This is a genomic window from Adhaeribacter arboris, assembly GCF_003023845.1.
GTDB lineage: Bacteria > Bacteroidota > Bacteroidia > Cytophagales > Hymenobacteraceae > Adhaeribacter > Adhaeribacter arboris.
The window spans coordinates 275763-297356 of the sequence record NZ_PYFT01000001.1 but is presented as its reverse complement, the minus strand read 5'-3'; the positions used below and the strand labels follow the sequence as shown (position 1 = coordinate 297356).

Here is a 21594-nt window from a genome sequence, read left to right as displayed (position 1 = left end):
TATAAGAATATTCTTAAAAAATTTCCTATCTAATTTGCTGGACATCACGCTAATTGCTATATTTTAGGAGGATAGTGCTTACCACTACTTAATTATAAAACTTAAAACATAGCAATTATTTATTCCATAACCAGAATCATGCACCCTAAAATTTACGGTTACAAAACGGTTAGTTATTTTTCTGGTACTACGGGATTCATAACAGTGGGCCTGTTAATTTTTAGTATTGGTTTACTACCCACTTATTATTTTTTATTCGGGGTAAGTATTCTTTTTTTGCTTTTAATAGTTTTTACTACCCATTATGGTTTGGAAATAAATGTACGGGATAAAACATTTAAGCAATACTTATGGATTTTAGGTTATAAACAAAGCCGTATTCATTCTTACGATTTAATAGAATATGCCTTTATTCAATCCAGTAAGGTAAGCCGTACTTTATACTCTACCGCTACTTCTACTACGTTCTCTTCTAGAGTGTACAACGGTTATTTAAAATTTTCCGAAGAAAATAAAATCCATTTAATTCAGGCCTCAGAAAAAGAAGCCGTTTTAAATAAATTACACTTTTTAGCCCGGGATTTAAAAATTGAAATAGTAGATTTTACGGATGCAGATTCTATTTCTATCTTACCGTAACTTTATGCTTCGGGTAGTATCGCACTAATCAGTTAGCTTTTCACCAGTTGCAATTTACTTTGGCTATTGTATTTTAATTGGCCCTTTTCTAACATATCGCGGATGAGGTTGGTTAACTCAGCAGCAAATTTTGGCTCAAAGAGATTTACTAAGGCTTTGGGGTGCAGCGGTTGCTGGGTAAGATGCGTAACTATTTGCTCTTGCAGAAATTTTTGGTTGTCTTCTTGCCGCTGTTCTTTTTTCCGGGTCAGGCAAAAATCGCAAACCCGGCATAATTCATCGGTAATTTCCCCAAAATACCGGAGTAACAATTGAGTACGGCACCGGCTGGTCGTTTCCAAGTAGTTTATAACGGCTTCGGCTTTTTGCAAGGCCGTTTTCCGGAACTGCGTTAATTTAAATTTATCGAGCGGTAAGTTGGCGGCATCGTAACGGGGAGTGGTAAACAATAACTGGGGCGCTTCCCGTTGTGGTTCGTATTCTACAATATTCCTTTGGTTCAGGTACTCCAAGGCTTTCCGAACGGCCGCTTCGGTGGTTCGCATGTAACCGGCAATCTGGCGTTCGTTAATTTTCACAAAACTGGTATATACATTACCGCCGTAAATCCGCAGTAAGGTTTTCAGCAAAAGATCAAATTCGTGGTGCGCTACCTGAAATTTATATAATTCTTCGTGATTAACGGCAAAATACAGCTTTGATGGAGCGTAATACGCTTCGTTCAGCTGCAGTAATCCTTCGGTTTCCAACTTCCGGATGGCATGATGCACCTCTAAGGCTTTTAATTTATACGTGCGGGTAAAATCCTCTATCTGAAAATCAAAAGAAGTAAACTCGCCGCTTCCTACGGCAATCTGGTAATAATTAGCCAAAGCTTGGTATACCCGTTTCAGGGTTTCAATGGGTGGGTGCGCTTCGGCTACTTTGTTGCGTAAATCCTCGGCATCGGCTGGCCCCAGCAAAATAGTAGCGTACGAGTAGCGCCCATCCCGACCTGCCCTACCCGCTTCCTGGTAGTAGGCTTCTAACGTTTCGGGTAAATCTAAGTGTATTACCAGCCGTACATCCGGTTTGTCAATGCCCATCCCAAAAGCGTTGGTGGCAATAATTACCCGAATTTTATTTTCTATCCATTGCTGCTGAAACTTAGTGCGGTCGGCAAAAGATAAACCGGCATGGTAAATTCCCGTTGAAATACCCCGGGCTTGCAACCACTTAGCCGTTTCTCCGGTTTGCCGGCGACTTCTAACGTATACCACTGCGCTACCCGGCACTTTTTGCAAAATACCTAATAACCGGCCGTGCTTATCTTCGGTGGGCAAACAAGAATACGACAAATTAGCCCGCGCAAAGCTCTGTTGAAATACCCTGGCTTTCTGAAATAATAGTTTATCCTGAATATCCTGCTTCACTACCTCGGTAGCCGTAGCCGTAAGAGCCAGTACCGGTATATTAGGCAGTAAACTTCGCAGTTCGGCAATTTGCAGGTAGGACGGCCGGAAATTGTAGCCCCACTGCGAAATACAGTGCGCTTCGTCAACGGCCAGTAAAGAAACCGACATTCGTTTTACCCGCTCCCGGAAAATACTGGTTTGCAGGCGCTCCGGCGATACGTACAAGAATTTTATCTGTCCGAAAACGCAATTATCTAAGATAATATCTATTTCGTGCTTGCTTAAACCAGAATGGATGGCTACGGCGGCAATATTCCTTTTCTGCAACTGCTCTACCTGGTCTTTCATGAGCGCAATGAGCGGGGAGATAACCAGGCAAATACCCGGTTTTGCCAGAGCCGGCACCTGAAAACAAATGGATTTACCGCCACCCGTAGGTAATAAAGCTAAAGTATCGCTTCCTGCTAAAACAGATTGAATAATATCTTCCTGTAAGGGCCGGAAAGCGCTGTACTGCCAGTATTGCTGTAAAATTTGGTGAATATTCGGCTCCAAGGAAAATTATTTTGGAAGCCAAAATTACTCAATAAAAAATGAAAAATGGAGTGATAGGAAAAAAGATGGGTATTATTTAGGAAAGTTGAGTTAATTTTTAAATAAAAAGAGCCCAGCTCTTTTTAGGCCGGGCTTTAACGATTAAGAGTAAAGATAGGAAGAATACTTAGGCAGCTGCGTTTTGTTCTTCTTCGCGATCTTCAATTACTTTTTTCAGTTTCGCGATAGCTTGCGTAGCTCGTTCTTCATCCAGTTTATTTATGTTCAGCAACATTTTGGTTTTCTCCTGCCGGGTAATCACTGGATTGTTCAGCAAACGAATAATTTCTTCTTTTTGCTTGGCCGAAGCATATTTCACCGATGAGGCAGCGGGTGCCGGCGCAGCTTCATGCTTTTCCGCTTCGGCCGGAACAGCTTTCATTGCTTTAGTTTCGGCTACTGCTTGCGGCTGCTCTACGCGAGGCGCATCCTGGGTGTTTCCCGTATAATCCATTTCTTCGGCGGGAGTTGGTTCGTAGCCAGCTGCCCGAATAATCCAGGCCAAAATATTACGGTAAGCTTTACCAATGGCCCGGGTTTGCGCCATGGAGGCAATGGCAAATTCCTGGTAATACTTTTTACCTTGTTCTTTATTAGAGCAAATGGCAAAACCAGCCCCCACTATTTGTTCCGTACGTAAATTAAGCAAATTAACTTTCGCCTGATACTTTAGTTCGGTATCGGTACTCACGTTAATCACGTGCTCTACCACCGGCAGAATACCCAATCGGGAACCAGCGTATTGCCATCCTTCTACGTTCACGTATTCCTTGCCTTGAATATTCTGATACAATTTATTCTCTTTAATAAACTTCGCAAGGTCGATGGCCAGGTGCATGGTTTCGTCTGATTTCGCGATATCGTAACTCTCAATTCGCGATTTCTTAACTAGCTTGTCTTCTTTGATTTCCTGATTCATTTCTTTGTTTTTATGTTCAAATTGAAAACATATCTCATTAGTATTTGGTGCCATTATGCTAATAAAAAAGGCAAATTATTCTTCCTGATTATCAATACGTTACAAAAAAGTTTTTAGCAATTTTCCAGCTTATTTTTACCTCTAAAGATCAGCTGAATAAGCATTGCTTATACACTTTAAAAGTAGTATTTACCTGCAAGCAGGGAAGCTTTTCTACTCTTTTAAAATAATAAGGTTTCAATTTCGTATTTACTTGATAATATGCATTTTACTACTGCCAAAATATAGCCTTCCCCTTTTTGGCATACCTTCGAACACCCGAATAAATTGTTTTTAGACCTTTGCTTCCGTTTTATGTTCCAACTTTACCTTAGATTTGGTTTTAGTAAAAGCGGAAATTTAAGTAATCGAATTAAAATGAGGCCTTTAACTAGCAAAACCCAAAAGTAGAAATCAGGAAATTAGCGGTATATTTGGAAAGCTTTGATTTCAGGAAAAAAAATGTTAGGTATATATAGCTGACTACTTACTCAACAATTAGCTAAATTTTTTAGCAATAGATTAATCAGGCAAAAAAGGAACCAGTTCTCTAGTTAAAATGATCAGCCTGAACCATGATTAATTCAAAAGATACCCATCTTTCATTACCAATTTACGGTCGGCCATTTCGGCCAAGTGTTCGTTGTGGGTAACAATAACAAAAGTTTGGTGCAGCTCGCGGCGCAAGCGGAAGAAAATCTCGTGAAGCTCCTTCGCATTTTCCGAATCTAAATTCCCGCTGGGCTCATCCGCAAAAATAATTTCCGGGGCGTTAATTAAAGCCCGCGCAACTGCCGTACGTTGCTGCTCTCCGCCCGACATTTCGGAGGGCTTATGCTCAAACCGGTGACCCAGGTTCAACATTTTAAGTAATTCTCTGGCACGAGTTGCCACTTCTTCTTCGGGGCGGCCAGCTAAAAAACCGGGTAAACACACATTCTCGACGGCAGTAAACTCCGGCAACAAATTATGAAACTGAAAAATAAACCCAATGTGCTGATTCCGGAAACGGGCCAGTTCCACACTCCGGTATTTATTAACGGCGTTCCCATTAAAGTATACTTCGCCTTGATCGGCGGAATCCAGGGTACCTAAAATATGCAACAAGGTACTTTTACCGGCTCCCGATGAACCAACAATAGAAACAATTTCTCCTTTCGCAATCTGGAGCGTAATACCTTTCAAAACGGGCAGAGCTCCGTAAGCTTTATGAATATTGGTGGCGTGCAGCAAGCAGGTTAAATTTTTAGTGTCTCTCGAAGAGTAGTTATCGGCAAATCTAGATAAAAGTTGCCATAATTTACAATTTAGTAAGTCTGGGTATGCATTCTGAAATATATCAGCCTAAAAAAATAGTTCTGTACTTGCAAATTTACTCACTCAAAACCTTATACATCTTCTCAGAAAATATTAGCGGAAAATTCTAAATTTAATAATTTAGGTTTCTGGAGTAATAATAACTAATAAAATATGACAACCGGAAGATCATTCCTGGCGCTTCTTCTTATTTTATCCAGCATGGCCGTACTACATGTCTGCTTCCGGGTGTCGCCAAATAGTAATTCTACTTCCGCTTTTAAAAATAAGATTGCCTTTCGGGGTGTAAATTGGGTAGCCGGCGATTCTGTTACTTTAGTCCAAATAATGGCTCTTCAACCGCAAAATATTCAATGGATAGCGCAAACGCCTTTTGGCTGGCAGCGCAAGTATAATACCCCAGAATTACATATTAATACGCACGTTAGTAAAATCTTTTGGGGCGAAAGTGACCAGGGATTAATTTATACTACCCGCTTAGCCAAACAAGCCGGCATCAAAACTTTGCTTAAGCCGCATATTTGGTTGATGGACCGGGAGCCAGCTAAGTGGCTCGGCGATATAGAAATGACCAGCGAAGCAGACTGGCAAGCTTGGTTTAAAAATTACTCTGCTTTTATTTTACACTATGCCCAAATAGCCGAAGAAAACCAGATGGAAGCTTTGTGTATTGGTACGGAGTTAATGAAAGCCGCCGTTACCCGCGAAAAAGAATGGCGACAGTTAATTCGCGATGTCCGGCAAGTTTACCACGGCCAGCTCACCTATGCGGCTAACTGGTACCTGGAATACGAAAAAGTTAAATTCTGGGATGCCCTCGATTTTATTGGGGTACAAGGTTATTTTCCGCTCACCAAAAAAAACAATCCTAGCTTAACCGAACTGCGGGCTGGTTGGAAACCTTATTTAAATGATTTAGAGAAAATAGCAACAAAATACCAGAAGCCCGTGGTATTTACGGAAGTTGGTTACAAAAGCACTCCCGATGCTGCCATTGAGCCTTGGAAGTGGCCGGAACGCGGAATATCGGCGGAACAATATGAGTCTTATCAAACTCAGGCTAACTGTTACGAAGCTCTTTTTCAAACCTTCTGGCAGCAACCCTGGTTTGGGGGAACTTTTATCTGGAAATGGTACCCGCAAGTACGCGCTAACGGCCGCGACCACCGCGATTTTACGCCCCAACACAAACCCGCCGAAAAGATTTTAGCTGCCTGGTACGGACTAACGATAGTCCATAGTCCACGGTCCACAGACCATAGTAGATAATCAGTAGACCGTGGACTATGGACTATCGACCTAGACTAACGTCTAATAAAAATTTGAAATAATAAGATAATCGTTTACTTTCGTGCCATACGAAATGCTCCTAACATGAACATACACGAATATCAGGGAAAAGAAATCTTAAAAAGTTATGGTGTACGGGTACAGGAAGGTATTATTGCCCGCAATCCCGACCAAGCCGTTGAAGCCGCAAAACGCCTGACAGCCGAAACCGGTACGGGTTGGCATGTTATCAAAGCGCAGATTCACGCGGGCGGACGCGGCAAAGGCGGTGGGGTTAAATTGGCCAAAAACCTGGACCAGGTACGTGAGCTTTCTTCGCAAATATTAGGTATGACTCTGGTAACCCCGCAAACGGGTCCGGAAGGTAAAGTAGTACATAAAATTCTTGTTGCGCAGGATGTGTATTATCCCGGTCCTTCGGAGCCGAAAGAATTTTACATGAGTATTCTACTCGATCGGGCGAAAGGTCAGAACGTAATTATGGCTAGCACCGAAGGCGGGATGGACATTGAAGAAGTTGCCGAAAATCACCCGGAAAAAATAATTAAAGAATGGATTGACCCGGCCGTAGGTTTGCAGCCATTTCAGGCGCGTAAAGTAGCTTTTGCTTTTGGTCTGGAAGGGGAAGCCTTTAAAGAAATGGTTAAGTTTATTACCGCGCTTTACAAAGCTTATCTGGATACCGATGCATCTCAGTTTGAAATTAACCCGGTATTAAAAACCTCCGATAATAAAATACTGGCCGTAGATGCCAAAGTAAACCTGGATGATAATGCTCTTTATCGCCACCGGGCTTTTGAAGATCTGCGCGACTATAACGAAGAAGATCCTTTGGAAGTAGAAGCCAGTGCCAGTAACTTAAATTACGTAAAGTTAGATGGTAACGTAGGCTGCATGGTAAACGGAGCAGGTCTGGCAATGGCCACCATGGATATTATTAAATTATCGGGTGGTGAGCCGGCTAACTTCCTGGACGTAGGGGGTGGAGCCAATGCCCAAACCGTAGAAGCGGGTTTCCGGATTATTTTGAAAGACCCGAACGTAAAGGCCATTTTAATTAATATTTTTGGTGGTATTGTTCGTTGCGATAGAGTGGCAAACGGAGTGGTAGAGGCTTATAAAAATATTGGCGATATTCAGGTTCCGATTATTGTGCGTTTACAAGGCACTAACGCCGAAGAAGGCGCCCGTATTATTGATGAATCGGGTTTAAAAGTTTTCTCGGCGGTTCTATTAAAGGATGCTGCGGAACGCGTGAAAGAAGTGTTAGCTTAATAAGTGCTTCTTACCTTAATTTATTATTACTATTATTTTCTGCCAAGTAAAAGCAAAAAGCGTCACCCATAACGGAGCGGCGCTTTTTACTTTTACTTATTTTAAAAATTTACACAACTTCTAGTTGTACGTTAATATTACCCCGGGTACCTACCGAGTACGGACATACCTCGTGCGCCTTATTTACTATCTCCACTGCTTGCTCGTGCTCTACTCCCTTTAAATCTACTACTAACTTCACACCCAATCCGTATTTCTCGTTATCCACTTGCAATAAGCTAACGTGAGCGGTTACAGTAGAAGCCGGGTCTAAGCGGATATTTTGCTTGCCCGCTACCAATAAAACGGCGCTCTGGAAACACGAAGCGTAACCGGCCGCAAACAGTTGTTCCGGGTTGCTACTGCCTTTCTTACCTCCCAAGCCCTCGGGCACATTTACGTCTAAGTCAATAATTCCATCCGATGATTTTACATGACCGCTGCGGCCTCCGGTAGCCGATACCTCGGCTGTATACAAGGTTTTCATAGTTCTTAATTTAATTGAAAGATAGTTTTAAGAGTTTATTTAACAGGTTTTAAGCAACTTTGTTGAGAAACTAGCCGCTTATTTTCAAAATTTATTTTACAAGAGTCAGTTTTTTTGAAAAATTTTAGTAGGTAGCCTGTAGAATAAGCCATTGTAATTACAGGACAAAACGCAATTGAAAAGAACTATTTTACTTGTAACTGGTATAAAGCAGAACGAAGTAATAACCATAAAATATTTAATAAAACGTAAAACGATGAGTATAGACGCCTTAAGATTAATTCCGCAAGAAGATTCCTTTAACGAAACCTCTTTTGAGCAGGAAATTACCAGCCGCCACCAGCTTCAGGACCATCCGGCCATGCTAGAAACCATTAAAACTATATTAAAATTATTAAATCCAGTCCGGGTAAATGGAGTAGGTGACCACGAGGTAACCACTTTGTTCCGCGATACGGTTTTTAAAAACCGTAATTCCATTGGTACTACTGGATTAAATCAATTAGCGGAAGCTAACCTAAGCGACGAAAACGGAACTTTAACGGCTAAAGGAGTGGAATTGGTTAAGGCAATTGCCGCTTCGTATAAAGGAGTGGAAGGCGAATTAGTCTATTAACAGATAAATTGCAAGTAAAAAGACACAAGTATTAGGTCAATAGATTTAATCAAACAACTAAATAATAATGTTTATTGCGGGACTATTGATAGCCTTACTAATAACCATTTATTTCAAAGCTGATACAAATGATTTAGCAGAGGTTGGTACCTTTTAAATGTATGTGAAATAGTTTATCTGAAAGATAGTTTCCGTTGCTGTACCCCATTGAATTAGCTTTTGCTTAAAATTTCTTCTTGAGAAACACTATTTTGAAAGACCTGACACAAATAAAAAGAGAAGCTTTCTATAACAAAGCTTCTCTTTTTTATTAGATGAATAAGTTTAATTATTTACCACTGTGAACCACTGGTGTTTTATTTAGTTTACTGTTCTTCCGGCTATAAGTGAAGTATACTACTAAGCCCACGAGCAGCCAACCTATTAACCGGTACCAAGTATGAATATTTAAACTGGCCATCATAGCAAAACAAACCAACATACCCAAAATAGGTACTAAAGGAACCCAAGGAGTCCGGAAAGGCCGGGCCCGCTCCGGTTCGTGCACGCGCATGTACCATACGCCGCCGCAAACAATTACAAATGCCAGTAAAGTACCAATAGAAGTCATTTCTCCTAACTGAGCAATGGGCAAAGCACCAGCGGTAATCGCACAAATAACTCCAATCAGAATAGAGCTAATATAAGGGGTTTGAAATTTAGGATGCACTTTCCCAAAAATAGACGGAATCAATCCATCGCGCGACATGGAATAGAAAATACGGGGCTGCCCCAACAACATCACTAGCATTACGGAACTTAAACCAGCAATAGCGCCAATTTTAATTAAATCGCGGAGAACAGAATAACCCGTCACTTCAATACCAATAGCAATAGGCTCGGCTACGTTTAATTGGCGATAATCTACCAAACCGGTTAAAATGCCGGATACCAAAATGTAAAGAATGGTACAAATTACTAAAGAACCTAAAATACCCACTGGCATGTCGCGCTGCGGGTTTTTAGCTTCCTGAGCAGCGGTACTTACGGCATCAAAACCAATATAGGCAAAGAAAATTACCCCGGCTGCCCGCATAATGCCACTCCAACCATAATGACCAAACTCGCCGGTGTTATCGGGTATAAACGGGGTCCAGTTCTGAGCGGCCACTTCCGGATTGCGAAGAAGATAATAACCACCCGCCAAAATAAAAGTTAGCACCACAAATAATTTCATGAATACTATCAAATTATTAAACCGGGCCGATTCTTGAATACCAATCACCAGAATAACCGTTATTAAAATAATAGCGCTGGCTGCTACTAAATTAAAGACACCCGTAGCATGGGGTAAAGTAGCAATATCAATTCCTTGCGAAGTAAATTGCTGCGTAAGTTGGTCGGTAACCTGTACCCAGGCATTTGTTTTAGGATCCTGGACTAAGGAAATCCCGGGTGCATTCCACCATTCCGGCGCAATATTAATGTTTAAATCCCGAAGAAAACTCACCACGTAACCACTCCAACCCACGGCTACGGTGGCGGCTCCAAACATATATTCCAGAATCAAATCCCAACCTATAATCCAGGCAATCAATTCTCCTAAAGTAGCGTAGCCATACGTATAGGCCGATCCAGCAATCGGAATCATAGAGGCAAATTCGGCGTAGCATAAGCCGGCAAACGCACAAGCAATACCTGCCACAATAAAGGAAATAACTAAGCCCGGACCCGCAAATTGGGCAGCTGCACTCCCGGTAAGAACAAATATACCGGTACCGATAATGGCTCCAATGCCCAGCAAAATTAAATTAGTAGCCGATAAGGTACGTTTTAGGGTATGTCCGTGGCCATCACCCCCTCCGCCTTCTGACTCCTGAATTAATTTATTAATTGATTTTTTAGCGAATAAATTAGATGCCATTCGTTTGTCTTAAATTTTGGAACACTGAACTTTTAGTAAAAATGTAAGGAACACTCCAGATTTATTCAAAAATCACCTAAGTAACTAAATAATATCTAAAGCCTAAAAATTTAAAAATAATACGACCTTAAATTAAAGAAATTCTGCAATTTGTTGAATAAACACCAGAAAACATTTTAATCTATTAGATTTAACCAGCGTAAACAATACAAACTTAACTTAATAATTTGCCTAATCGCATCTGGACTCCAAATAAAATTGCTGCTGTTCCTCCTTCGTACAAGTAAATTTTAAAAATAAGGCTCAGCAATTTTTTTAAATTATATCTTTTTTATTTTTTTAAGTACAAACCGGTACGCTAGTATATACGCAGCATTGTACATTAAACTTATATTAACGAATACTTACTATGGATCACTACCCGTTAAAACCAGACCACATGCGGGCACCAGCACATTTGAGCCGGGCCGAAATTGAGCAGAGTTTAGAAGAGTTGGACAGCAAAATCAAAGTTTTACAAGGCCGAGCCCACGCTACTACCGCTGATTCAAACCACACCTACCACGAGCATATCGCCGGATTAGAAAAAAAACGCGCTTTATTGGCGCAAAAATTAGGAACTACCCAAGATGAAACTTCTAACACTTGGACGGACATTAAAAATGGTTTACAAAATCTAAAAGATGAGATCCGGAATATGTTAGACTAGATAATATATTATTTCTGCTAATCATTACGATTTTCCTTCAAAATAACCGCCTTGTAGCTTTTGATTAAAGCCGTTTTTCCCTTATTTTTAAAAAATTGTTCCTTTTACATAATAAGCAGAGATAATTTAGAGTCTTCCTATTCGCTATCCTACCAGGCATAAAACAGAAACGCCGAACAATATTATGTTCGGCGTTTCTGTTTTATGCCTGGTAAATTTTAGTCGACATTATCATGTAAAAACTTGTTATCGCCTAAAATATCATTGTCGTCGCTTAAATTAAAGCGGGAAATATTACGGTTAGAAGAATGTGGTACATTTTCCAGCGCCACATTCCGACGCAAGTAAGCCGGAACCTCTAGTTTTTCCTTTATAGCTTCGTTGGTAATTTCACTGCTTAACCGGCGTAAACGTTCCCGGCGTTCCAGTGATTTTTGCTGCAAATCATTCAAGTCTTCTTCGGCGGGTGCGTTAGCAAAACTTTCGCCTGTTTCTTCGGGAGCAAACACCTCATGCTGCGATTCTAAGTCGAAAACAATCTTAGCGGGTTCCGCAGGAACCCGGGGAGGCGTTGGTACCGGAGCAGCCGTTGGATTGGGTGTAGAAACTACTGGAACCGGGGTCGGGGTTGGCGCTGCGTCCTGCACGGGTACCCGTACCGGGGCAGCCGCACGAACGGGTACGGCCTCCTCCTTTGTCACTACTTGTTTATCGGTGTCGAAAATATTAATTTGGGGGTCAGTTTCCGGAAAAGAATTGTTTTTTTTTACTTGATTGTGGTTAATCGTTACTGCTTCCCGGGCAAAACCGGTAGCAATTACGGTTACCCGAATACTTTGTCCTAACTCCGAATCAATCCCGTGACCAAAAATTACTTCGGCTTCTTCTCCAGCTTTTTCCTGGATGTATTCCGTAATTTCGGTTAATTCATCCATTTCCAACTCCGCCTGATCGCCGGACATGATAGAAAGCAATATTTTTTGCGCCCCATGAATATCCGTGTTGTTTAACAACGGCGACGATAAAGCTTCTTCTGCCGCTCGTAAAGCGCGATTTTCGCCTTCGGTAGTAGCAGAACCCATTACGGCAGCTCCGGAATCCTTCATTACCGTTTTAACGTCTTCAAAGTCAACGTTAACTTCCGAAGTAACCGTAATAATTTCGGCAATACTTTTAGCCGCCGTGGTTAAAACATTATCGGCTTTGGCAAAAGCTTGCCGGATAGGTAAATTCCCGAAAATTTCCCGCAGTTTATCGTTCAGAATTACTAAAACGGTATCGCAATTCTCGCTTAAATCTTTGATTCCTCTTTCGGCCGCGTCCCGTTTTTTCTTACCTTCAAATATAAAAGGAGCGGTAACAATACCTACCGTTAAAATATCGAGTTCTTTCGCAATTTTAGCAATTACGGGAGCGGCTCCGGTACCGGTACCACCGCCCATGCCAGCGGTAATAAATACCATTTTGGTATCATTACCTAACAATTCCCGGATTTGCTCCCGGCTTTCAATGGCTGCTTGCTTACCGCGTTCCGGATTTGCGCCGGCTCCTAAACCTTCGGTTAAATCAACGCCGATTTGCAGTTTATTGGGTACATTGCTGCTTTTCAGAGCCTGTGCGTCGGTATTACATACCACAAATTCTACATCTTTAATGCCTTGACCACACATGTGGTTTACGGCATTACTACCTCCCCCACCAACACCAATAACTTTAATGATAGATTTGCTTTGCGTAGGTATATCAAACTTATAGGATGAAAAACTCATATATAACTCTCCTTTAATAAAATCTTAATAATTCTGCTTATCGTCAAAATCGTCGATTAATAAACCTTTAGTCCGGTCTATTATTTTCCTGAAAAAGTCACTGCCGCCCGAAGCAGCAGGTTTCGCTACCCGTTCGTTTACCCGGTTTTCGGAAGTACGGGCGGCAATTTCGGTGTAACGATTTAAACGTTCATCCAAGGCTTGGTAACCCGCTAATACTAACCCAACAGAGGTAGCATACATCGGACTTTTTACAGCGTCGATTTTACTTTTACCTAGATGCTCATTTGGGTAGCCAATACGGGCATCCAGGCCGGTTAAGTATTCTACCAGCTGTACTAAGTTTTGTAATTGCGAGCCTCCCCCAGTTATCACGATACCGGCCGCCAGGTTATTGGCGTATCCGCTTCTAACAATTTCGGAATAAACAAGTTCAATAATTTCTTCCATTCTTGCTTCAATAATATAAGCAAGATTTTTAATGGAAATTTCTTTGGGGGTCCGGTCCCGTAATCCCGGAATCGACACAATCTCGTTATCCGAAGCTTCGTCGGCAATGGCTTTGCCGAACCGTACTTTTAATTGCTCGGCTTGGTTTTGCATCACCATGCAGCCTTGCTTAATATCCGTGGTAACTATATTACCACCAAATGGAAGAACTGCTGCGTGGCGGATAATATTGTCTTTAAAAATAGCCAGGTCAGTTGTACCACCGCCAATATCTACCAGAGCTACACCGGCTTCTTTTTCTTCGTCGCTCAACACCGACATACACGAAGCTAATGGTTCTAAAATCAGGTTATCGATTTCCAGACCGGCCCGGGTAACGCATTTGTTAATGTTGTTGATAGCGTTAGATTGGGCCGTAATAATATGGAAATTGCCTTCCAACCGCACCCCGGACATACCCACCGGATCTACAATACCTTCTTCGTAATCCACCTTATAATCTTGGGGCATTACGTGGATAATTTCACTCCCCGGCGGTGTCACCAACCGGTACATGTCGTTCGTCAGGCGATTCACATCTTCTACGGTAATTTCATTATCGGAAGTAGCCCGGGTAATGCTGCCGTTGTGCTGCAAGCTCTTAATGTGCTGGCCGGCAATCCCTACATTTACTACGCCAATGTTTATTCCGGATTGTTCTTCCGCCTGCCGGATGGCTTTACGGATGGCATCTACGGTTTTATCGATATTGCTCACAATGCCGCGAACAACACCTTCAGAAACTGCCTTGCCCATTCCTAAAATTTCTAACTTACCGAACTCGTTTTTCCGGCCAACCAAAGCACAGATTTTGGTTGTCCCGATATCCAAGCCTACTACAATTTTGTCGTTTTGCATATCTATATTTTATTCACAAATGATCTGATCATGAAACTCCAGGTTTACGCGTTTGTACCTATCCCAACCCATAGCGGGGAGTACTTTTTTGTAAACAACCAACAGCTTTTTAAATTTCTGTTCCACTTCATCTGGCTTGCCAAATTCAATAACTTGGGTACCTACCTGAGGCATAAAAATTACCTTACCTTTGGCATCAATCTGCATTTCCGCTAACTGCGCTTTCCAGAAAGCATCTTTTTCGATAAACTTCAGCAAGTCCAAATATGCCCGGCCTAATGAATCCTGGTAAAAAGATTGCATTTGCGCCGGCCGAAACAAGGATCTGGTAATCGGGATCACCCGTGCGGTAAATCGTTCAGATAAAGGTAAAAGATTCCCTTCATCATCAATATAGACGTCCTCCTCTGAATTGTCGTGTACTATTCTGGCAATAGGCCTATTTTGTTTAATTTTAATGTTTAAGTTACCGGCCAAATCACGATATACCTGTGCTTCCCGCACAAATTTATGCGATTTAATCCGTAATTCAAGGTTTTTTAAATCGATATCGGTGATTTTTGAACCTTCAATAATTTTCTCACCATCATTGGTGAGAATATTCTTTACTTCCCGCTCACTGATAAAGTAATTATTATACTCATTATCGATGGAAACGGAAACTTTCCGAACAGCTTTTTGGGCTTGTCTCTGCGCCACAAATACTCCCAAAGTTGCGAGCACTAGGATGCAACAAGATGCAAAAATTATAGAAATAATCTTACGCTTCTGGAACATTTTTTTTACTTTCTAAGATATTTTTAATTGGCTGAACTAAGGTGTCAATATCACCGGCTCCTACTGTTGCCACCACATCAAAGTCGTTGACTTTCAGCATCTTATCCAATACTTCTTGTTTCGTTAACAGGCTCTTTTTTGGTCCGGAAATGCGGTCTAACAACATTTCGGAGGTAATTCCAGGAATTGGCTTTTCCCGGGCAGGGTATATTTCGAGCAGTTCTACTTCGCTTACCTGACTTAAACTTTGCGCAAACTCATCGGCAAAATCGCGGGTGCGGGTAAACAAATGGGGTTGAAAAATAAGTTTAATCTTCTTTTCGGGGAATAATGCTTTTAACGAAGTTACGAACGCATTTATCTCACTGGGGTGGTGCGCGTAATCATCGATATAAATATGTTTTTTTGTTTCGGCTACAAACTCAAAGCGCCTTTTAACTCCCCGGTAAGCAGCAATACCCGCGCGTATCTGGTGCGGAGAAACACGCATTAACTGGGCTGTATAACAAGCGGCCAGAGCATTTTCTACGTTGTGATAACCAGGAACGGGCAACTCTAAGCCGGGTAAAATTCCAGCAGGAGTTACTAGGTTAAATTTAAAATGGTGCCCTTCAATACTGATGTTACCGGCATTAACTTCTGCTCTTTCTAAGCCGTAAGGCAGTATTTTTACCGAAGGATTCATTTTAGCCTTTACCCGGCCATCGGCCTTGGTATTTAAGAGTAAAGTACCTTTGGGTTTTATTTGACCGATAAAATCCTGAAAAGAATGAATCAGAGCATCCTTGTCGCCGTAAATATCTAAATGATCGGCATCGGTGGAAGTAACAATCGCAATATCCGGAAACAAACGCAGGAAAGAGCGATCATATTCGTCCGCTTCCACTACTATTATCTCCCGACCATCTTCTTCTTTTCCCAGGAGCAGATTTGAATTGAAATTAACCGAAATGCCTCCTAAAAAAGCAGAACAATTTACGCCGGCATGGTGCAGCAAATGGGCAATCATGGAAGAAGTAGTTGTTTTGCCGTGCGTACCCGCCACCGCGATGGTAAAGGCGTTTGCCGTTATAATACCTAATACCTCCGACCTTTTTTTTATTTCAAATCCATTCTCCCGGAAGTATTCCCATTCGCGGTGTTCTGCCGGGATAGCAGGGGTTAAAACCACTAAGGTTTGTTCGCGGTTTTGCTTTACTTTATCCGGAATCAAATTTATTTCATCTTCAAAATGAATTTGAATACCTTCTTCTAGCAGGGCTTGAGTTAAAGGAGTGGGGGTTTTATCGTAACCCCATACCGGTAATCCTTTCGCGTTAAAATAGCGGGCAATGGCGCTCATGCCAATACCGCCGATTCCTAAAAAGTAGATATATTTATAGCTCTCCGATCTCACTTTAGCAAACTGATTAATTGATCCACAATGTTTTGAGCGGCGTCTGGTTTCCCTAGTTTCTGAATGTTGGCGCTTAATTGCGCTTGTTTCGATTTATCCGCTAATAAATCGAAGGCCACCGGGTACAATTTAGTAGCGGCCTCGCTATCTTTCACCAATAAAGCAGCTTGCTGGCTCACTAAGGCTAAAGCATTTTGGGTTTGATGATCTTCGGCCACGTTGGGCGACGGCACCAAAATAGCCGGTTTACGCACTAAGCAAAGTTCTGAAATAGATAAAGCTCCCGCCCGGGAAATTACCACATCGGCCGCGGCGTAAGCTAAGTCCATCCGCTGAATAAAATCAAAACTCTTTATGCCTGTACCTATTAACGTTGCAGTTTGTTCGGTAGCTTTTGGGTAATAAGTTTTACCGGTTTGCCAGAGTAACTGGTAACCTTTATCTTTTATTTGGGCCAGGTGAGTAGCAGTACTTTCGTTCATAGTACGTGCCCCTAAGCTACCGCCTATTACTAAAATAGTGAGTTTATCAGATTTTAAATTGAAAAAAGTTAAAGCTTCTTCTCGTTTATTCTGGCTACCTACAATATCCTGACGCACCGGATTACCCGTAAGAACTATTTTTTCCGATGGAAAAAAAACTGACATATTCTCGTAAGCCACGCATATTTTATCTACCCGCTTGCCAAGTAGTTTATTCGTGATTCCGGCATAAGAATTCTGCTCCTGAATTAAACTAGGAATACCTAAAGAAGTAGCCGCAAACAACACCGGAGCGCTGGCATAGCCCCCTACCCCAACTACTGCATCGGGCTGAAAATCTCTTACTATTTTCCGGGCTGTCCGGACGCTGGAAATTACTTTAAAAGGAAAAATTAAATTTTTAAGGGTAAGGCGTCGCTGCAAACCGGCAATAGGTAAACCAATAATTTTATAACCGGCCTCGGGCACCCGCGTCATTTCCATGCGGCCTTTCGCTCCCACAAACAAGATTTCTGCTTCTGGTTGTTGTGCCTTTAACTGGTTCGCAATAGCCACCGCCGGATAGATATGCCCGCCCGTTCCGCCGCCGCTAATAATTACCCGGTATGGTTTTTTAATCTGCATGTACTACTACTTTTTTGGAGATATTACCCGACAAAATATTTCCACTCGGCGCCTGTTCGGCCTCTGTTCGGCTAACGCTTAAAATAATACCGATGGATATCCCCGTAAAAATTAAAGAAGTTCCGCCCATACTAAGCAAAGGCAAGGGCAAACCCGTAACTGGCCCCAAGCCTACGGCTACTCCCATGTTTACCATGGCCTGCAGCACCAGACTAAAACATAAACCGGCCGAGAGCAGGCCGCCGAATGCCCCAAAGCTTTTATTTACCGTAACTAAACCTCTATAGAGAAATGCCAGATATAAAAATAAAATCACTACGCCGCCCAGCAAGCCGTATTCTTCAATGATAATAGCGTAAATAAAATCGGAATACGGGTGGGGTAAAAAGTTACGCTGATCGGAGTTACCGGGCCCTTTGCCAAATGGGCCACCCGTGGCAATAGCAATGTAGGACTGCTCTAATTGAAAAACCGGAGCCTCCGTATTGGTAAAATTTTCTACCCGGCTGATCACCGTTTTCATGCGTTGCCCTAATGCCAAAGCCGTTACGCCTAGTACGCCCCCAATTATTAAAACCATGGCAATGTGTTTCATGGGTACCCGGCCAATAAACATGAGCAGCAAACAAGTAATAAACAATAAGGAAGCCGTAGAAGCATTGGTCAGAGCAATTAATCCGCAAATACTGCCGCACCAGAACATAATGGGAATCAGGGTACTTTTAACATCGGTAGTTACGTGCTGACGCTTGGAAAGCATACTGGCCAAATGCGAGATTAAAGCCAATTTGGCTAAGTCCGAGGGCTGAAAGGTTTGATTAATGAGCGGGATGGTTAACCAACGCGAAGCTTCGTTGATATTGGAGCCATACAAAAAAGTAAAAATGAGCAAAGGCGCGGATAAACAAAGTGCAAACAAGGACAAGCGGGAATAATAGCGGTAGTTAATTTTATGGGCAAACCACATAAAAGCTAAACCCACAATAATTAAGCTGGTGTGCTTAAATAAAAAATATTCGGTATTACCCGACATTTTTTTGTAGGCCAAGGTACCCGTAGCCGAGTATACCACCGCAATACTTATCAGGGAAAAAGCAATTACTATTCCCCACAAAATAGGATCTCCCTTTAAATTTTCCCGTAACCAGAGCTTTACCTGCATCATACTTTTTAATCGATAAATTTTAGTCGATAGTCCCTAGACCACAGTCCACGGTATATTTTAAAAATTAACTTATACTTATTTTTCCTTTTGGAGCGGCTCTAACACTATTTTTTGCACGGCTTCGGCAAAGCGCTGGCCGCGGTGTTCGTAATTAGTAAACAAGTCAAAACTGGCACAAGCCGGTGAAAGCAGTACTACGTCGCCGGAAGTGGCTAAGCTTTTTGCTTTTATTATGGCCTCTTCCACGGACTGAGTTTCTTCTACCACGGGAATAATTCCGGTAAAAGAATTTACCAGTTTTTTATTATCCACTCCTAGGCAAATGAGAGCTTTAATTTTTTCCTGGGCCAATGGGTGCAAAGTGGTGTAATCATTTCCTTTATCTACGCCTCCGGCAATCCAGACAATAGGTTGATGGATTCCGTCTAAAGCGTACCAAACAGCCTCTACATTAGTCGCTTTCGAATCATTAATGTAACGAACTCCTTTAGCTTCGCCCACGGTTTGTAAGCGGTGATCGGCATTTTTAAAAGTAGCTAAGGCTTGCGTAATCTTTTCCGGAGCCACTCCAACTATTTTGGCGGCTAAAACTGAAGCAGCAGTATTATATTGATTATGTTTCCCGATCAGAACGGAAGTGTTTATTTCTATCTGCTTCTCGGTACCATTGTAATTGGTTATCAGTTGAGAGTCCGAGTAATAGGCTTTGGCTCCTGGCTGATGGTTTATGGAAAATGGTATTGGTTGTCCTTTAAAACCGTCGGGTTGAAAATACTCGTTCGTTACCGCATCATCCAAATTATAAATAAAATAATCGGCGAAAGTCATGTTTTGGGCAATTCGCAATTTAGATTGGGCGTATTTAGTCATACTGTATTCATACCGGTCCAGGTGATCTGGCGTGATATTAAGCAGTATACCAATATGTGCTTTAAACTGAAACATACCGTCTAGCTGAAAGCTGCTTAGTTCTACTACGTAATAGTCGTACTCGTCCTTGATAACTTTCTCAGCTAGACTTTCACCAATATTACCCGCTAAAGCCACATTAAAACCAGCGCTATGGAGTAAATGGTAAGTTAAAAGGGTGGTGGTGGTTTTACCGTTGGTACCCGTAATACAAATAAACTTAGCATTGGTGTAGCGGCTAGCAAATTCAATTTCCGAGATTACCGGTATGTTCTTCGACTTCGCTTGTTGAATTAAATCGACTTTGTCAGGGATGCCAGGACTTTTAATGATTTCGGTAGCACTTAAAATTCGATCGTAATCATGCGAGCCAGATTCAAACGGAATATTAGCGGATTTTAATTTTTCCTGATAAACTGGTTTAATTTCTCCTTTATCCGAAACAAACACCTCCAATCCTTTGGCCTGGCCCAACAGGGCTGCTCCTACTCCACTTTCACCAGCTCCCAGTATTGCTATCATTCGGTTTAAACTAGATATTAAAAATTATGAATTAGAAATATATTATCCGATTAAAATTACTTATCCCTACTATTTCTCCTCCCAGACTAGGAGTTGAATTAGAATAACTTTTACTCAACCACTTAGCCATTCAACATTTTGGCAATCCAACAATTTATCTAAGCTTTAAAGTAACCAGCGTTAAAAGTGCCAGCATAATCCCTACAATCCAGAACCGCGAAACAATTTTTGCCTCCTGGTAACCAAGTTTTTGGTAATGGTGATGCAGGGGTGACATTTTAAAAATCCGCCGGCCTTCCCCGTATTTGCGTTTCGTATATTTAAAATAACTTACCTGCAGCATCACGGATAAATTCTCTACCAGAAAGATTCCGCATAAAATAGGAATCAACAACTCTTTGCGAAGGATTAAGGCTAAAACAGCAATTATTCCCCCGATGGATAAGCTACCCGTATCGCCCATAAATACCTGCGCCGGATAGGAATTATACCATAGAAACCCAACACAAGCTCCCACAAAGGCCGTACAAAAAATTACTAACTCGCCGGAATTGGGTAAAAACATGATATCCAGATAATCGGCAAAGAATGAGTTACCAGAAACCCAGGCGAAAACTGCCAGGGTAACACCAATAATAGCCGAAGTACCAGCCGCTAAACCATCAATACCATCAGTAATATTAGCTCCGTTAGAAACCGCCGTAATAATAACAATAACCAAGAGAATATATAAAAATCGGGCGTAAGAACCAAAAACCGGACTGGCAAATGAGAAAAGCTGGTAGTAGTCAAGCTCATTATTTTTCGCAAACGGGATGGTGGTAATCATTTGCCGCACATCTTTAAAGCGAGAAGAAGCATCTACCGCGCTGGTCCCGGTATCCGTAATATATTGCCGAACGACTACATCGTCGTTAAAAAATAAAACGCAGCCCACAATTAACCCAATCCCAATCTGACCAACTACTTTAAACCTACCGGCTAAACCTTCTTTATTCTTGCGGAATACTTTGATATAATCATCCAGGAAGCCAATGGTACCCAGCCAAACCGTAGTAATTAGCATTAAAATAACGTAAACGTTGGCCAAACGGGCAAACAATAAAGTGGGTACCAGAATGGCCAGCAGAATAATAAGTCCTCCCATTGTTGGGGTTCCTTTCTTTTCCATTTGCCCGGACAAACCTAAATCCCGAATGCTTTCGCCTACCTGCCGGTGTTGCAGAACTTTTATAAGTTTACCCCCAAAAATCATGGCGATTAATAAAGAAACAAGCGCCGCCATACCCGCCCGGAACGAAATGTATTGAAACACACCGGCGCCAACGAAATCAAACTGTTTATCTAAATAATTAAAAAGATAGTAGAGCATCTATTTGTAA

At 41.8% G+C, this 21594-nt stretch carries 18 protein-coding genes; 5 read left to right on the top strand and 13 right to left on the bottom strand.

Features of this window, described 5'->3' with window-relative positions; translation table 11 throughout:
- The first annotated feature begins 138 nt into the window (after positions 1-138).
- Positions 139-639: a hypothetical protein gene (locus AHMF7605_RS01265; RefSeq protein WP_106925685.1), complete on the top strand. Its 501-nt coding sequence runs from the start codon at positions 139-141 to the stop codon at positions 637-639.
- A 32-nt stretch (positions 640-671) separates the two neighbouring features.
- Here the strand turns inward: AHMF7605_RS01265 and AHMF7605_RS01260 are convergent, their stop codons facing one another.
- From AHMF7605_RS01260 to AHMF7605_RS01250, 3 genes are all read right to left on the bottom strand, one after another.
- Complete coding sequence (locus tag AHMF7605_RS01260; protein ID WP_106925683.1) at positions 672-2588, bottom strand: RecQ family ATP-dependent DNA helicase; 1917 nt, start codon at positions 2586-2588, stop codon at positions 672-674.
- 166 nt (positions 2589-2754) lie between these two features.
- Positions 2755-3546 (bottom strand): hypothetical protein, encoded by a 792-nt coding sequence (locus AHMF7605_RS01255; RefSeq protein WP_106925681.1) that lies wholly within the window; start codon positions 3544-3546, stop codon positions 2755-2757.
- A gap of 618 nt (positions 3547-4164) precedes the next feature.
- Positions 4165-4818 (bottom strand): ABC transporter ATP-binding protein, encoded by a 654-nt coding sequence (locus AHMF7605_RS01250; protein ID WP_106925679.1) that lies wholly within the window; start codon positions 4816-4818, stop codon positions 4165-4167.
- Between the two features lie 237 nt (positions 4819-5055).
- On the opposite strand from AHMF7605_RS01250, the gene AHMF7605_RS01245 reads away from it, so the two are divergent.
- Both AHMF7605_RS01245 and sucC read left to right on the top strand, forming a co-directional pair.
- Positions 5056-6171, top strand: a complete 1116-nt coding sequence (locus tag AHMF7605_RS01245; protein WP_106925677.1) for a glycoside hydrolase family 113 — start codon at positions 5056-5058, stop codon at positions 6169-6171.
- 105 nt (positions 6172-6276) lie between these two features.
- Entirely contained in the window at positions 6277-7467 is a 1191-nt protein-coding gene (gene sucC / locus AHMF7605_RS01240) for an ADP-forming succinate--CoA ligase subunit beta (RefSeq protein WP_106925675.1), read from the top strand.
- Positions 7468-7576: 109 nt separating this feature from the next.
- Here the strand turns inward: sucC and AHMF7605_RS01235 are convergent, their stop codons facing one another.
- Entirely contained in the window at positions 7577-7993 is a 417-nt protein-coding gene (locus tag AHMF7605_RS01235; RefSeq protein ID WP_106925673.1) for an organic hydroperoxide resistance protein, read from the bottom strand.
- 256 nt (positions 7994-8249) lie between these two features.
- Here AHMF7605_RS01235 and AHMF7605_RS01230 point away from each other — a divergent pair, with 256 nt between their 5' ends.
- On the top strand, positions 8250-8609 hold the full coding sequence (locus AHMF7605_RS01230; protein ID WP_146153483.1) for a hypothetical protein: 360 nt from the start codon (positions 8250-8252) through the stop codon (positions 8607-8609).
- A 328-nt stretch (positions 8610-8937) separates the two neighbouring features.
- Here the strand turns inward: AHMF7605_RS01230 and AHMF7605_RS01225 are convergent, their stop codons facing one another.
- A complete protein-coding gene (locus AHMF7605_RS01225; RefSeq protein WP_106925669.1) occupies positions 8938-10512 on the bottom strand; it encodes an amino acid permease in 1575 nt (524 codons plus the stop codon).
- 409 nt (positions 10513-10921) lie between these two features.
- Here AHMF7605_RS01225 and AHMF7605_RS01220 point away from each other — a divergent pair, with 409 nt between their 5' ends.
- A complete protein-coding gene (locus AHMF7605_RS01220) occupies positions 10922-11221 on the top strand; it encodes a sll1863 family stress response protein (protein ID WP_106925667.1) in 300 nt (99 codons plus the stop codon).
- A 218-nt stretch (positions 11222-11439) separates the two neighbouring features.
- On the opposite strand, the gene ftsZ is transcribed toward AHMF7605_RS01220, so the two are convergent.
- The 8 genes from ftsZ to mraY all read right to left on the bottom strand — a co-directional run bounded on the left by ftsZ (position 11440) and on the right by mraY (position 21584).
- Positions 11440-12990: a cell division protein FtsZ gene (gene ftsZ / locus AHMF7605_RS01215; RefSeq protein ID WP_106925665.1), complete on the bottom strand. Its 1551-nt coding sequence runs from the start codon at positions 12988-12990 to the stop codon at positions 11440-11442.
- Positions 12991-13014: 24 nt separating this feature from the next.
- A complete protein-coding gene (ftsA, locus tag AHMF7605_RS01210; protein ID WP_106925663.1) occupies positions 13015-14337 on the bottom strand; it encodes a cell division protein FtsA in 1323 nt (440 codons plus the stop codon).
- A gap of 9 nt (positions 14338-14346) precedes the next feature.
- On the bottom strand, positions 14347-15060 hold the full coding sequence (locus AHMF7605_RS01205) for a cell division protein FtsQ/DivIB (protein ID WP_233218805.1): 714 nt from the start codon (positions 15058-15060) through the stop codon (positions 14347-14349).
- Between the two features lie 37 nt (positions 15061-15097).
- Complete coding sequence (gene murC / locus AHMF7605_RS01200) at positions 15098-16510, bottom strand: UDP-N-acetylmuramate--L-alanine ligase (RefSeq protein ID WP_106925659.1); 1413 nt, start codon at positions 16508-16510, stop codon at positions 15098-15100.
- Positions 16507-17616 (bottom strand): undecaprenyldiphospho-muramoylpentapeptide beta-N-acetylglucosaminyltransferase, encoded by a 1110-nt coding sequence (murG, locus tag AHMF7605_RS01195; protein ID WP_106925657.1) that lies wholly within the window; start codon positions 17614-17616, stop codon positions 16507-16509. Before murG ends, murC begins: the two co-directional genes overlap by 4 nt.
- Positions 17606-18781, bottom strand: a complete 1176-nt coding sequence (locus AHMF7605_RS01190) for an FtsW/RodA/SpoVE family cell cycle protein (RefSeq protein ID WP_106925655.1) — start codon at positions 18779-18781, stop codon at positions 17606-17608. Before AHMF7605_RS01190 ends, murG begins: the two co-directional genes overlap by 11 nt.
- A 75-nt stretch (positions 18782-18856) precedes the next feature.
- On the bottom strand, positions 18857-20212 hold the full coding sequence (gene murD / locus AHMF7605_RS01185; protein ID WP_106925653.1) for a UDP-N-acetylmuramoyl-L-alanine--D-glutamate ligase: 1356 nt from the start codon (positions 20210-20212) through the stop codon (positions 18857-18859).
- Positions 20213-20366: 154 nt separating this feature from the next.
- Complete coding sequence (gene mraY, locus AHMF7605_RS01180; RefSeq protein WP_106925651.1) at positions 20367-21584, bottom strand: phospho-N-acetylmuramoyl-pentapeptide-transferase; 1218 nt, start codon at positions 21582-21584, stop codon at positions 20367-20369.
- Positions 21585-21594: the final 10 nt, after the last annotated feature.